This is a genomic window from Peribacillus muralis (assembly GCF_001645685.2).
GTDB lineage: Bacteria > Bacillota > Bacilli > Bacillales > DSM-1321 > Peribacillus > Peribacillus muralis_A.
The window spans coordinates 1,512,989-1,528,051 of the sequence record NZ_CP017080.1; the positions used below are offsets into that span (position 1 = coordinate 1,512,989).

Consider the following 15,063-nt stretch of genomic DNA (forward strand, 5'->3'; position numbering starts at 1 on the left):
AAGCGGAAAACTTTCAGATTTTTCGAAAATTTCTTTTTGCATTTCGATTATTGCAATAAAATCGATTAACAAATGCTGATTTGATTTCAGAAAAAGAGTACGCTTAATTCCTTGTTTTTGCATGCGAATATACATAATTTTTTATTTTTTTATTGTATTCAGTTTATTTTAGTATTATGGTTATATTAATCGATTTTTAATACAACTGTTTCTTTTTGATAATATATTATAATAGCTTAATTTCTAGTTGCTAAATGCTGAGGGTTATTTATCCATTTATGATAAGATACGTGAAAGTGAAAGCTGAAAATATATCGAAATAATTAGAATCGCAATAAAATAGACATTATTGGATCGTTCTCCCCTGTAGCGTGGGAATAATTTAGTGAATAAAAAGTGGTGTATCCGTCACGCTTTTTTTCTATATATTCTATAAAAATACATATTGAGTAGGGTGGTAGCAATGGGTAAACGTATAGAAAAAGTACTAGCGGCAAATCGTGGAGAAATAGCGATACGTATTTTCAGGGCATGTACGGAATTGGACATTCATACAGTAGCAATCTATTCAAAGGAAGATTATGGTTCTTATCACCGTTATAAAGCGGATGAAGCATATTTGGTTGGAGAAGGCAAAAAACCGATCGATGCATACTTGGATATTGAAGGCATCATTGCAATTGCCAAAATGAGCGGAGTCGATGCGATTCATCCTGGCTATGGTTTCCTCTCGGAAAATATCGAGTTTGCTAAACGTTGTGAGGAAGAGGGCATAATCTTCATCGGACCCGAGTCAAGACACCTTGATATGTTTGGGGACAAAGTAAAAGCTAGAACACAAGCGGAACTAGCTGATATTCCGGTCATTCCTGGAAGCGAAGGTCCAGTGACGAGTGTGGAAGAAGTCAAGGCATTTGGTGAACAATACGGTTTTCCAATTATTATAAAAGCATCGTTAGGCGGCGGCGGACGCGGAATGCGGATTGTCTCTAAGGTTGCAGAAGTAGAAGAAGCATATGATCGCGCAAAATCAGAAGCAAAGGCAGCCTTTGGGAATGATGAAGTGTATGTAGAGCGGTTCATCCAAAATCCTAAACACATCGAGGTTCAAATCCTCGCCGATACCCATGGGAATATCGTCCATCTCTATGAACGTGACTGTTCGGTTCAGAGGCGGCACCAAAAAGTTGTCGAAGTGGCACCTTCCGTTTCCCTTTCGGATGATTTAAGGGAGCGGATTTGCGAGGCTGCAGTCAAACTTGCGAAAAATATTGACTATGTGAACGCTGGCACGGTCGAATTTCTTGTAGCCAATGGGGAATTTTATTTTATTGAGGTGAATCCAAGGGTTCAGGTTGAACATACGATCACTGAAATGATCACAGGCATTGATATCGTTCAATCCCAAATCATGATTGCCGAAGGACATGAACTCCATGGCAAGAAGATCGGGATTCCTGAACAAGCTGGAATAAAAACGCACGGATATGCCATTCAATCACGGGTGACGACTGAGGATCCTTTGAATAACTTCATGCCCGATACCGGCAAGATGATGGTCTACCGTTCAGGTGGGGGCTTTGGGGTTCGTCTGGATGCCGGGAATGGGTTCCAAGGTGCGGTGATTACGCCTTATTACGATTCTCTTCTCGTTAAACTTTCAACACATGCGCTTTCATTTGAGCAGGCAGCTTCTAAAATGGTCCGTAACCTTAAGGAGTTCCGGATCCGTGGAATTAAAACGAATATTCCCTTCCTTGAAAATGTTGTAAAACATGAAAAATTCATAACTGGTGAATACGATACGTCTTTCATCGATTCAACACCGGAGCTGTTTAGCTTTCCGGTCAGGAAAGACCGCGGGACCAAAATGCTTTCATATATCGGAAATGTTACAGTAAATGGCTTCCCGGGCGTCGAGAAAAAGAAAAAACCTGTTTTTGATCCAGCTCCAATTCCTAATGTGACTGGTTTGCCGCTTATTTCGGGTACAAAAAGCATCCTTGAACAAAAAGGCGCAGATGGTCTCGTTAACTGGATTAAAGAGCAGAACGAGGTATTGATCACTGATACGACGTTCCGTGATGCACATCAATCCTTACTGGCGACGAGAGTCCGGTCGAAAGATATCCTTGATATTGCCGAGCCTACGGCAAAACTCCTTCCTGAATTATTTTCTATGGAAATGTGGGGTGGGGCAACGTTCGATGTAGCTTATCGATTCTTGAAAGAAGATCCATGGGACAGGCTGTTAAGTTTCAGGAAGAAAGCGCCGAATGTCCTTTTGCAAATGCTTTTGAGGGCATCAAATGCGGTAGGCTATAAAAACTACCCTGATAACGTCATTCGTGAATTCGTGGAAAAATCAGCGGATGCAGGAATTGATGTTTTCCGGATCTTCGACAGCTTAAACTGGGTCAAAGGTATGGAGGTGGCGATAGATGCAGTCCGTCAATCAGGGAAAATTGCGGAAGCGGCCATTTGTTATACGGGAGATTTGAATGACCCATCAAGAAGTAAATACAATATCGACTACTATAAAAACATGGCAATGGAATTGGAACATGCCGGTGCCCATATTCTGGCGATCAAGGACATGGCCGGGCTGCTGAAGCCGGATGCTGCCTATCGACTAGTGTCGGAATTGAAAGCAGCGACATCCCTGCCAATCCACCTTCACACCCATGATACAAGCGGGAATGGAATCTACATGTATGCAAAAGCGATTGAAGCTGGTGTGGATATCGTCGATACGGCAATTGGATCTTTAGCTGGTCTGACATCACAGCCGAGTGTGCAAACCCTTCATTATGCACTGGAAGGATCAAGCAGACAGCCTAAATTGGAAGTCGATGCACTAGAACGTCTAGGCGAGTACTGGGGCGAGGTCAGGAATTTCTACCATGACTTCGAAAGCGGCATGAATGCCCCGCATACTGAAGTGTACAAACACGAAATGCCAGGAGGTCAATACAGCAATCTGCAGCAACAGGCAAAAGCGGTGGGACTGGGAGAACGCTGGCATGAAGTGAAAGAGATGTATCAACGCGTCAATGCCATGTTCGGTGATATCGTTAAAGTTACTCCTTCTTCCAAAGTGGTGGGGGATATGGCTTTATTCATGGTGCAAAATAACCTATCCGAAGAAGATGTTCTGACAAAAGGCAAATCCATTGATTTCCCTGATTCGGTCATCGAGTTATTCGAAGGTTACTTAGGTCAGCCGGTTGGCGGTTTTCCAAAAGAACTTCAGGAAGTTATCTTGAAAGGAAAGAAACCTATAACGGTAAGACCTGGAGAATTATTGGAAGAAGTGGACTTCGGTGCCCTGAAAGAAGAGTTATTCAAGGAATTGGGACGGGCTGTTACGGATTTCGATGTGCTCGCATATGCCTTATATCCAAAAGTGTTCTTGGATTATAATAAAACCATCGAGCTGTTTGGCGATGTCTCTAATCTTGATACCGCCACTTTCTTATATGGAATGCGGTTAGGGGAAGAAATAGAGGTTGAAATTGAAAAGGGAAAAACGCTTATCGTTAAATTGGTATCAATCGGTCAACCGTTGGCTGATGGGACACGTGTTGTATATTTCGAGTTGAATGGACAATCTCGTGAAGTGATCATCAAGGATGAGAATATAAAGTCTTCCGTAATTTCAAAAATGAAAGCTGATCCAAAAAATAAAGAACAAATCGGTGCGACGATGCCAGGTACGGTCATTCGTGCAGTCGTAGAAAAAGGTGATCAAGTCAAGCAGGGGGATCACCTGATCATTACGGAAGCGATGAAAATGGAAACGACCGTCCAAGCGCCATTCTCTGGTACCATTAAAGATATCTATGTAAAAGATGGGGAAGCGATTAGTACAGGGGATTTATTGATTGAAATAATTAAGTAAAACCGCTGACTGGGTGCTGGGAGGGTGCTTAGCTCTTTGAGCCTCCCCATACCCGTTGTTTAATGTACGGTCAAGGGTAAGTGTCAAGAAAAGCAAGAACCACCAATCTGAAATGATTGGTGGTTTCAGTCTGTATACACTCTCGTGAATAAGGAGAGTGTATACAGTTTTTTTGTTTATTCTTTGTATTTGCACCCGTACTAATCAACGTAGCCGATAACTCGGCAAGTATGACTATATATACGATGACCTTTTTTTTTCACTCACTATATCATTAACGGAACAATCAGATATTAACGAGCGGGTAGCGTCGTCGTGATATCATGCTCATTTTGACCATTGACCGAGCGGGAGGAACTCCCTTTCAGCTGGGCTAAAGCATTTTTTTTGCTTCTTGAAGTCAGCAGCATCAAATAGCTCATGACACCAAAAAAGCAAGCGATGAACAAGGCGTGTGATAATGCGATGTATAGATTCTGCCTTGAGAAGATGATGAATGCTCCGGCGATAACTTGCAGTAAGACGAGAATGAATGCAGCAATCCATCCGCCGTAGATCACTTTTTGATTTTTGTAATGTTTATGTGCAATATAAGTCACATAAGAAACCCAAAGGAATATCGTCCCAGCAATCGCGCGATGACCCATTTGTACCCATTCATATAAATTGGAGGGGAGCGCAGGGCTGTCGTTTATACATAAAGGCCAATCTTTACAGATCAAGCTGGATTCTGTATGCCTTACAAGTGCCCCCGTATACACGACAACTAAACTGAAGATCAATATACCGATGATATGAAATGTCATTCGCTTATCAACGATAAGTTTTTCGGCTTCGAACTTCTTGTCCACTTCAAAAATCAACAGCGTCAATAAAAAGACGGATGCGAAGGAAATCAGTGAAATGCCAAAATGAAGGGCGAGGACAAAATCGGATTGTGACCATAGGACGGCAGCGGCCCCTATCAACCCTTGCAGTAACAGGAAGCTAAAAGAAAGAACGGATAAAAATCGCGCTTCACGAATATGCCCGATCTCCCGCCAAGACATATACGATAATAATAATACCAAGAAACCTCCGGCGCCTGAAACGAGGCGATGGGAAAGCTCAATGACCAATTCAAGCGTAATTTTGTCAGGGATCAATTGGCCATTGCACAATGGCCAGGACCTCCCGCAGCCCATTCCGGAATCCGTCTTGGTGACTAGAGCTCCACCCAATAAGATGAATAGCATTACAATCGTAGTTAAAACAGCAAACCATTTAAGAGACGATTTCACTAGTAGCCCCACCTTTTTCTCTGTAGCCAAGTTATTTTGTTCCATAGGATTAATAATAGCATTATTTTTCACAAATATTTGTCGAACTTCCTCGATATTACACAAAATAGAATGATTTTACAAGTTCGGATAATACTATGGGCCGTGAATTAAAATGCCCGAAACAGTTGAAAGTTACATAAGACTTTGATAGAAATAATAGAGAGTGTAAACCTTCAAGTAGGTGCAAAATAGAGATAGAGCCTAGGGGATGATGAAAATGACATACTATTCAAGTTCTGATGAAAAATTTGGTAGCTGCTTACGATTGCAGTGAAAGCTATCGAGACACAAATTGGTCAAAAAATATCCGAAAAATTTTCACAAAAGCTTCCAAAAATGTGTTTTAATATATTGGAGAAATGATTTTACTAAATTTTACTGTTTTAAGCTGATGTAAAGAATAATAGCTCTCGATGTATTTCATTGACGATAGTCATTGGTAATTTATTTACTTTTTGTTTTACGCTTCCTTGGTTACAAATATCGAAAAGTATGAAATAATGTTCCTATAGCATATGTAAGTATTTTTTTGCATGTGCGTTTGTGTTGAATGATTTAAAGGAGGAAAACAAATGTCAGAAACAAGGGGTTTGTCAGAAGCTGTCATGAAGGACAGTAAAGCCGCCCTTCAATCGGATATACCGGAAACAACAGCTTGGAAGGACTTTCTCGCGCTTATAAAAGTGGGGATTGTCAATTCAAATATAATAACAGCTTTTACCGGCGTATGGTTAGCCCTTCATTTTTCGGGCCTTAGCTTTTTAAGTAATCTTGATGTAGTATTTTATACACTTGCCGGATCTGCGCTTATCATGGCAGGGTCGTGCAGTTTCAATAATTATTATGACCGAGATATAGATCATTTAATGGAAAGAACGAAAAACCGGCCGACAGTAACCGGTAAAGTTCAACCTTCGAAGGTTTTGGCGCTAAGCTTCGGCTTGATTGCTGCAGGGTTGATTTTACTTGCCTTGACTAATATGACAACTGCCTTGCTTGGTGCGTTTGGCGTCTTCGCATATGTTGTTCTATATACCATGGTCTTTAAACGGAGATTCGTATCGAATACGATCATAGGCAGCATATCTGGAGCGGTACCTCCGCTTATTGGTTGGGCTGCCGTCGACCCGAACCTGGATACGATTGCTTGGGTTTTGTTTGCGATCATGTTCCTATGGCAGCCGCCCCATTTTTATGCACTTGCGATGAGGCGTGTCGAAGAGTATCGTGCAGCGGGTGTTCCGATGCTTCCGGTCGTAAAGGGGTTCAAGGCTGCAAAACGGTCTATCATGCTGTGGATCATCTGTTTAATGTTCATTCCTTTCTTCCTGGTTCCATTAGGAATTCCGCTAGTCATTTTGGCAGCATTATTAAGTACAGGCTGGCTTATTTTGGGAATCAAAGGGTATAGAAAGAAAGATGATGTCAAATGGGCAACATCCATGTTTGTATATTCCTTAAATTATATGACCATTTTATTTGTAGCGATGGTTATTGTCACACTCATCTAGGCTTGGTTAAATGGAGCTGCAGCCTGTCCTTTACAGGCTGCAGCTTACTAATAAAAATTACGTGAACCGCCATACATACATATTAATGGAAACATTTTTCAGCTAGGTCATTCATAAGAGCGGTTACATGTATTAAGATCCTTAGATTAGGGATTCTTTCTTTTTAGAAATTGACATAGAGGGAATATTCGCAATTGCGCCCATTTTTGTTTTTGTGAGAAAATTTTGACGAAAGAGGGGGTTTCTGAAACTATGAAGAAAAGGCTGCACAAATGGCGCCTATTTGCTTTGCTGGGTATTGTAGGACTTGTCCTTTCGGGCTGCGGCGAACCATTTCTATCCGCACTGAAGCCAGCTGGCGATGTTGCGCAATCTCAGTTCGACTTGCTGATATTGAGTACACTGATCATGGTATTGGTTATTATTGTAGTACTTATTTTGTTCGTTGTAGTGTTACTGCGCTTCCGTCGGAAGAAAGGTGACGAAACAATACCGAAACAAATTGAAGGAAGTCATAAACTCGAAATTATCTGGACTGTCATACCTATCCTTCTTTTAATTGTTCTGGCTGTACCGACCGTCGTCACCACCTTCGACCTGGCTGACACAAAGGCGATGGATAAGAAAGATAAAGATGGAAAAACGAAGGATGCACTTGTCGTGAATGTTAGGGCAAACCTTTATTGGTGGGAGTTTGAATATCCAGACCTAGGCATCGTAACAAGCCAGGATTTGGTTGTGCCTACCGACCAAAAAGTTTATTTCAACCTAACTGCTTCAGATGTCAAGCATTCATTCTGGATACCGGCTGCCGGAGGAAAGATGGATACGAATACGGATGGGGTCAATAAGTTTTACTTACAATTCGATAGTAAAAAGGCAGAAGATTCGAATAATTTATTTTACGGGAAATGCGCCGAGCTTTGTGGTCCTTCCCACGCTTTGATGGACTTTAAAGTCGTTCCGAAAGCAAAAAGCGACTTTGAAGCATGGGCAAAAGATATGAAATCCGTAAAAGAGCCTGTCGTTGAAGGTGATGCTGCCAAGCAGGGAGAAGCTGTGTTCAACAAAAGCTGCATAGGTTGCCATGCAGTGACCCCGAATGATAGCAGACCTGAGGCTGCTCGTCAGGCACCTAATCTGGCTACTTTTGGTGAACGCCAAAAAATAGCGGGCGTATTGGATCATACGGAAGCAAATTTGAAGAATTGGATCAAAGATCCTGAGAAGTATAAACCGGGCAACACGATGACCGGTACTTACGGCGAACTTTCAGATTCAGATATTGATGCGCTGGCAGCTTATCTTTTACAGCTTAAGGTGGAAGAAAAATAGACGTTTGATCAAGGAGGTTAAATCGTGAGTACGTACGCTAATAAAAAAGGTTTTGGCGCTACGATTTGGGATTATTTGACGACCGTGGACCATAAGAAAATCGCCATTTTATATCTTATCTCTGGCGGGTTATTCTTTGTAATCGGCGGTTTGGAAGCGATGTTTATCCGTATTCAGCTTGCAATCCCAAATAATGACTTCGTAAGTGCCGGCTTTTATAATGAAATATTGACCATGCACGGTACAACCATGATATTTCTGGCAGCGATGCCATTGGTATTCGCTGTAATGAATGCGGTTGTGCCATTACAAATAGGGGCCCGTGATGTCGCGTTCCCGTTTTTGAACTCGTTAGGTTTTTGGTTGTTTTTCTTCGGAGGAGTGTTTTTGAACCTTTCTTGGTTTTTAGGCGGGGCTCCTGATGCAGGCTGGACGTCATATGCATCGCTTTCCATGCACTCTGCAGGACATGGCATAGATTTTTATGTTCTCGGTTTGCAGTTGTCAGGTTTTGGGACACTAATAGCGGGGATCAACTTCCTTGTCACCATCATTAATATGCGTACACCTGGGATGACCTATATGCGGATGCCGCTGTTTACCTGGTCAACATTTGTGGTATCAGCCTTGATATTATTCGCGTTTCCACCACTGACCGTTGGGTTGGTATTAATGATGTTCGATCGGATGTTCGGCGCGAATTTCTTCGATGTAGCAGCAGGGGGAAACACCATTATTTGGGAGCATTTGTTCTGGATATTCGGTCACCCTGAAGTGTATATCTTGATTCTTCCTGCGTTCGGAATATTTTCGGAAATTTTTGCCACATTCTCCAGAAAAAGATTATTCGGTTATTCTTCAATGGTATTTGCAACCGTACTAATCGGTTTCTTAGGCTTCATGGTATGGGCCCACCATATGTTCACCACTGGTTTGGGACCTATTGCAAATGCGATTTTTGCTGTCGCTACCATGGCAATCGCGGTTCCAACAGGAATTAAGATTTTCAACTGGATCTTCACGATGTGGGGAGGAAGCGTCAAGTTCACGGTACCAATGCTTTATGCAGTTGCCTTTATACCTTCCTTTACCATGGGTGGCGTGACAGGAATCATGAACGCATCTGCACCTGCCGATTATCAGTTCCATGATAGCTATTTCGTTGTTGCCCATTTCCACTATGTCATAGTCGGTGGGGTTGTATTGGGATTATTGGCTGGGATCACTTTCTATTGGCCGAAAATGTTTGGGACGATGTTAAATGAGAAATTGGGACAGATCACATTTTGGACGTTTTTGATCGGTTTCCATTTAACATTCTTCATTCAACATTTCCTAGGTCTGATGGGGATGCCTCGTCGCGTTTTCACGTTCTTGGATAATCAAGGCCTCAATACAGGTAATATGATCAGTACCGTCGGCGCCTTCTTAATGGCAATTGGGGTTTTGGTGATGGTAATCAATATCATCATCACATCATTTAAAAACGAAAAAGTCGGCAATGACCCATGGGGAGATGGCCGTACTATTGAGTGGGCCATTCCTTCACCGCCGCCATTTTATAATTTCAAACAACTGCCGCTTGTTCGCGGTTTAGATGCTTACTGGGTTGAAAAGATGGAAGGTAAAAAGGAAATGACCCCTGCAGAACCTTTAGGAGATATCCATATGCCGAATTCATCCTTCCTGCCGGTGACGATTGCCTTCGGTTTATTCGTAGCTGCCTTCGGTGCTTTATATCATATGGATGATAAGTCGTGGACACTGCCTATCATCATCGTTGGGCTTTTGATCACATTCGGTTCAATGTTGATCCGTTCCGTAAAAGATGATCATGGATACCATATTCATAAAGAAGACCTGATGGATGATAAAGACAAGGGAGGTAAGGCATAATGCACGCAGATGAAAAATTCACGGATGCCACTTGGCCTGCCGCTCCCGAGAAAGCAACTCTGGAAGGGAAAAATAAGTATTTAGGATTTTGGTTGTTTCTTGGTGGAGAGACGGTCTTATTCGCCTCACTATTTGCCACTTATCTTGCCTTAAAGGATAAAGTGCCGAATGGTGAAGCAGCCTTGGCAAAAGATTTATTCGAATTGCCACTTACTTTTGTAGCGACGATGCTGTTATTGACAAGTTCATTAACAAGTGTATATGCGATGTACCATATGAAGAATAATCATTTCAAACAAATGCAGGCTTGGCTAGTCCTGACGATTGCTCTTGGTTTTGCCTTCTTGGCGCTTGAAATATATGAATTCAATCACTATGTTCATGAATTTCATCATACCTTTACAAGCAGCGCATTCGGCTCAGCTTTTTATACACTTGTCGGCTTCCATGGGGGGCACGTTGCCTTTGGCTTGATGTGGTTCATATCCCTAATGGTACGTAATGCAAGACGGGGACTGAACTTGTACAATGCCCCTAAATTTTATATTGCAAGTCTATATTGGCATTTCATTGACGTCGTCTGGGTGTTTATTTTTACAGTCGTATACTTAATGGGAATGGTGGGATAACTGATGGCGAATGAACAATCAAATTCAGCGAACCCGAATGTCGATTTAAAATATCGCCGTAAGAAAAATGCTGAAGAGATGAAACATCAAGTAGTAACTTTTGTATTGATGATATTCTTTACAGTGATTTCATTCATAGCAGTGGCTATGGAAGATTTCTCACATTGGTTCATCAAACCGGTCATTTTACTGCTCGCGGTCATTCAGGTGGTTTTCCAGTTGTATTACTTCATGCACATGAAGAACAAAGGACATGGTACGATTGCTTTGTTCTTATTCTCTGGACTTGCGGTAGGGTTAATAACCGTGCTCACTTTCTTGACGATCGTTTGGTTATAACTAAGGAAATCGGCTATTGAAAGATAGCCGGTTTTTCTTTATGTGCCGATGCTGAGGCGGAATAATCCAGGTTTGTCTATATTTGTTACTATGTTTCATTTTAGGTATAATGAAAGCAAGGAAAAAGATGATGAACGAGGTGATTTTTTGTCTATTGATATTTTTGGATTTCGTGCTTTATGGAGTCCTTACTATTTTGCGGCCCTCGTACTTATAACCGTAGGCTATTTTTGGCTGGTGACAAAGAAAAGGGGACAGTTTTCAGGCAGTGCATCACTTACGGGTAAGCAAATCACGTATTTTTTACTGGCGATGATCCTTCTTTATGTGGTGAAGGGTTCGCCGCTCGACTTGTTGAGCCATATCATGTTCAGTGCCCATATGTTTCAAATGGCTTTGCTCTATCTTGTGATTCCCCCATTGTTCATCATTGCCATACCAGATTGGCTTTGGAGGTCTTTCATCAATTCAAGGGGAGTTCGCGGCTTCTTTAATTTCTTTACAAGACCTCTTTTTGCTCTTTTACTATTCAATGTTCTGTTCTCGTTATATCATATACCGTTAGTGTTCGACTTCATTAAAACGGGAATGTGGATACATGCGGGGTACACCGTCCTTTTATTCGCGACTGCCATTCTGATGTGGTTCCCGCTAGTCAATAAATTGGCGGAACATGAAAGCCTATCAGGTGTGAAAAAAGTGGCTTATATTTTTGGGAGTGGCATTTTGATGACCCCGGCTTGTGCCTTGATCATTTTTGCTAATGCGCCGCTTTATGATACATTTACGAACGCGGAATCTTGGGCGAGCGCAATGGCTCTTTGCGTACCTGCTTCCGCATTGTCCAACTTAACACTCAGTGGTCCGGAGATGTTCAATGGATTGCCCTTGCTCGAGGACCAACAGCTCGGCGGGGTCCTGATGAAGGTGATTCAAGAAATCGTGTTAGGTTATGTATTGGGTGTCATTTTCTTTGCATGGTTCAATAAGGAGAATGGCGGGCAAAACGATATCGATCCGATTCCTGCGGAGTTTCAGACTGTCAAATAGCCAGCGGGGTCTTAAAAAACTTGTCTAGTGGCAGACAAGTTTTTTATACGTTTGCCCGCCCGCCCAATCCGGATACGGTGATTAGGGGGGAATAATGATTCTGCCTAAATAGCCAGTGATTTGTCTTGGCTTTTCTTTAAAAGTGAGCATTCTGTTAATAATGCTTGATTTTATTGAATTTTATGGTTGCCTCTTATAAAATGATAGATGATTACTAAATATAGAGAGGAATGCAATACTTATGTCTTTACCAATCCTTCCAACGATAAGTACAGCCTTCATTGTATTAAGTGCCATCACTGTTGCAATAGGCTGGTACCAAATTAAACAACGTAAAATCGAGACACATAAAAAAACGATGATGGCAGCTGCTGTTTTCGCAGTGATCTTTTTCGCCATCTATCTCTCTAGAACGGTGTTTATCGGCAGTACGTCATTTGGCGGACCAGATGACATAAAAATTTATTATACGATTTTTCTGATCTTTCACATCACGCTTGCGACAACCGGAGCCGTATTGGGAATCATCATGCTTACCACTGGATTTAAAGGGAATTTTGCCATTCATAAAAAAATTGGACCTACGACAAGCATCATCTGGTTTTTCACGGGGATCACTGGTGTGGCCGTATACATCCTGCTTTATGTCATTTATCATGGAGGAGAGACAACCTCTTTAATAAAGGCAATCCTAGGATTTTAAAATGATGAAAAAGCCTGGTGCAGAAAGCATCAGGCTTTTGTATTACGTGCTGATCACCTCGCTTTTCTTCGAGGCTGTTATAGGCCATTGAATTGTGTAAGTTCTTCTTTGACTTGTGCGAGGATTTTTTCGCTTTGTTTAACTAGGGAAGAAGGGAAATCCTCACCTTCGCCATATTCGACTCCATGTGGATAATAGTGTTTCCCCAATAGCGGAACCATTAGTTTAATAACGGCCCTATGGGCGCCGACATCGCCTTCTGTAGCATAGCCAAGTATTCGCAAGTAAAAAATGCCTTCTTTTAATTCGAATTTACGATCGTAGCTGACTCTTTCGTAATCCCATTGCTCTGCACGAATTAACCCATATTGGGGCATTAGGTCATCTAATCGGTTTAGGTCAGCTGTGATATTTTCGATTCCAAAGCTTTCAAATTTCACGAGTAGTACCTCCCATGTTCAGTATTTGAGAATGAAAATGACATACCGGGAAAATATTATGTACAAGAATATATTAAAAATCTCCAAGTATGTTTATAATATACCATTTTATCCTATATTTAATAATAGTATGAAATGCTGGAAGTTGCAATGAACTTAATTCATCGTATTTTAATCATTCGCAAAAGTATCACTAGTGAATAAATTTAATGAAGGAACAGCTTATCGTAAATTAGAAAATTATGCTTGAACAATGATATAATCAGGTAAGGTAGGCTTTTGCATTGGATACATAAAATAGATAGAGAGAGGGTGTGTTCCTCTGCGCAGATTAGGTAAGGTTTTGGTGTTGATCATTATTTTTTTCGTTATTGGTATTTATCTTAATATCGGCAATGAAGATGGAGGGAACCCTCTTTTAGATGGTAACAAGGGTGTTAACCCCAATGAACATTTAAATGAAAAGTCCACTACCTCCGAAAAGGGAAGAGTGGCTAAAGCAACGGAAGGTCTGGCCGTAACGATCGGGAAAAATGCAGAAGAGATCGAAGCGGAATTCGGTGAGCCTGATCGAATTGATCTGTCGGCCTACGGATATGAATGGTGGATATATAAGAAGGACTATAGCAATTATATTCAATTAGCCGTTGAAGATGGAAAAGTGGTATCAGCATACGGAATCGGTGAGAAGGTAAATGTCGCTCCATTTAAAATTGGGCAGTCCCTTGATGCCATCTATTCCAGCTTATATATAGAACCAACTGTTGATATCGAGGTTGACGACAGCTCCTATCGTTTCGAATTGTCTGAGGAAGACATGAACATGAGGCCGTTGATCAAACTCGGGAACATTCATGTTCAGCTGTACTTGGATAAATTCACAGGGACGGTTTCGAGCATCCGGTTTTTGAATGATTCCGTCCTTTTGAAACAGCAGCCATATGAGTTGACCTACCATGGTAAACTTCCGAGTGTTGAGCCTTTATCTAAAGAAGACATGGAGAAGGTGGAAGATGGAAATGAACAGCAAATATTCGATATCACGAATATCATGCGCAACAGGTTCGATTTGAAGCCTCTGGAATGGGAAGGTCCTACGTCGGCAGTGGCTTATCTTCATAGCCGGGAAATGACGGACGCTTCTGAAGGAACGCATGTTTCAGAAGCGAAAGGGGATTTGGAAAAACGGCTTGATGCAGGTCATGTCAAATACAAGGCAGCAGGTGAAAATATCGCTGCTCATTATGTGGACGCAGCAGCGGTGATGGAAGGCTGGCTCAATAGCAAAGGTCATCGTGATACGATGCTGAATGAGGAATTTACAGGACTTGGTGTAGGAGTTTATAACAAGTATTACACCCAGAATTTTATAAAAAAATAACAAAACGGATCCGATGTGGGTCCGTTTTTGATTTCCATGATGAAAAAATTCCCTGTGGATACAGCGCATTGTTCCCTATCATCACGGTGGACCTTGCCCTCGATGATGATTGTTTTCCTTCCCCTATGGATTAACTCGCACGTGCATGTCTATAAATCGCCAATGGCCGCTTTAACATATCTGAATTCAATATCCTGAGTCACTGTTACATAGTCTTTTGGAATGGTCGAGCCTGCAAGCGTGCCCATCGCGGAATCCAGCAAGGTGGCCATCATCCCGCCATCGGTGATGTTCCGTTCATTACGTACAAGAGGCGTGTTGGGCAAGGTCATCGTAAGTTTCGTACCCTCGTCGCTTACATTCTTATTTAACTGAAACAGGCTGGAAATATTGGAATATTTACGTTTCCGACTTCTTGATTTTAGTTCTGAGAATAGGATAGACTTTGCCAGCTTTTGAAATTCATTGACCAAATCACTTGAATCTTACATGAAATCCCCTCCTCCATTCCCTAATATTATACGTAAAGGAAATGAAGGGATGCACTTTTCATATC

The 15,063-nt window shown here is 41.7% G+C and carries 12 protein-coding genes; 9 read left to right on the plus strand and 3 right to left on the minus strand.

Going from position 1 to position 15,063, the window contains the following annotated elements; translation table 11 throughout:
- Window positions 1–463 precede the first annotated feature (463 nt).
- On the plus strand, window positions 464–3,901 hold the full coding sequence (gene pyc, locus ABE28_RS07295) for a pyruvate carboxylase (RefSeq protein WP_064466391.1): 3,438 nt from the start codon (window positions 464–466) through the stop codon (window positions 3,899–3,901).
- 293 nt (window positions 3,902–4,194) lie between these two features.
- On the opposite strand, the gene ABE28_RS07300 is transcribed toward pyc, so the two are convergent.
- Window positions 4,195–5,181 (minus strand): COX15/CtaA family protein, encoded by a 987-nt coding sequence (locus ABE28_RS07300; protein ID WP_064466390.1) that lies wholly within the window; start codon window positions 5,179–5,181, stop codon window positions 4,195–4,197.
- 614 nt (window positions 5,182–5,795) lie between these two features.
- Here ABE28_RS07300 and cyoE point away from each other — a divergent pair.
- From cyoE to ABE28_RS07335, 7 genes are all read left to right on the plus strand, one after another.
- Complete coding sequence (gene cyoE, locus ABE28_RS07305) at window positions 5,796–6,734, plus strand: heme o synthase (protein WP_064466389.1); 939 nt, start codon at window positions 5,796–5,798, stop codon at window positions 6,732–6,734.
- 252 nt (window positions 6,735–6,986) lie between these two features.
- Window positions 6,987–8,069: a cytochrome c oxidase subunit II gene (gene coxB, locus ABE28_RS07310; RefSeq protein ID WP_064466388.1), complete on the plus strand. Its 1,083-nt coding sequence runs from the start codon at window positions 6,987–6,989 to the stop codon at window positions 8,067–8,069.
- A gap of 24 nt (window positions 8,070–8,093) precedes the next feature.
- Window positions 8,094–9,965 carry a cytochrome c oxidase subunit I gene (gene ctaD, locus ABE28_RS07315; protein WP_064466387.1) on the plus strand — a complete coding sequence of 624 codons (1,872 nt, stop codon included), beginning with the start codon at window positions 8,094–8,096 and terminating at the stop codon, window positions 9,963–9,965.
- A complete protein-coding gene (locus tag ABE28_RS07320) occupies window positions 9,965–10,594 on the plus strand; it encodes a cytochrome (ubi)quinol oxidase subunit III (protein WP_064466386.1) in 630 nt (209 codons plus the stop codon). The genes ctaD and ABE28_RS07320 overlap by 1 nt, the downstream gene beginning before the upstream one ends.
- A gap of 3 nt (window positions 10,595–10,597) precedes the next feature.
- Complete coding sequence (gene ctaF, locus ABE28_RS07325; RefSeq protein WP_064466385.1) at window positions 10,598–10,933, plus strand: cytochrome c oxidase subunit IVB; 336 nt, start codon at window positions 10,598–10,600, stop codon at window positions 10,931–10,933.
- 147 nt (window positions 10,934–11,080) lie between these two features.
- Window positions 11,081–11,983, plus strand: a complete 903-nt coding sequence (gene ctaG / locus ABE28_RS07330) for a cytochrome c oxidase assembly factor CtaG (protein WP_064466882.1) — start codon at window positions 11,081–11,083, stop codon at window positions 11,981–11,983.
- Window positions 11,984–12,224: 241 nt separating this feature from the next.
- Window positions 12,225–12,686, plus strand: coding sequence for a DUF420 domain-containing protein (locus ABE28_RS07335; RefSeq protein WP_064466384.1), 462 nt, complete (start codon window positions 12,225–12,227; stop codon window positions 12,684–12,686).
- Between the two features lie 77 nt (window positions 12,687–12,763).
- On the opposite strand, the gene ABE28_RS07340 is transcribed toward ABE28_RS07335, so the two are convergent.
- Entirely contained in the window at window positions 12,764–13,126 is a 363-nt protein-coding gene (locus ABE28_RS07340; RefSeq protein ID WP_064466383.1) for a YugN family protein, read from the minus strand.
- 346 nt (window positions 13,127–13,472) lie between these two features.
- Between ABE28_RS07340 and ABE28_RS07345 the strand changes: the two genes are divergently transcribed.
- Window positions 13,473–14,507, plus strand: a complete 1,035-nt coding sequence (locus tag ABE28_RS07345) for a CAP domain-containing protein (protein ID WP_257390735.1) — start codon at window positions 13,473–13,475, stop codon at window positions 14,505–14,507.
- 149 nt (window positions 14,508–14,656) lie between these two features.
- Here the strand turns inward: ABE28_RS07345 and ABE28_RS24900 are convergent, their stop codons facing one another.
- A complete protein-coding gene (locus ABE28_RS24900; RefSeq protein ID WP_156775705.1) occupies window positions 14,657–14,839 on the minus strand; it encodes a PaaI family thioesterase in 183 nt (60 codons plus the stop codon).
- Between the last annotated feature and the right edge of the window lie 224 nt (window positions 14,840–15,063).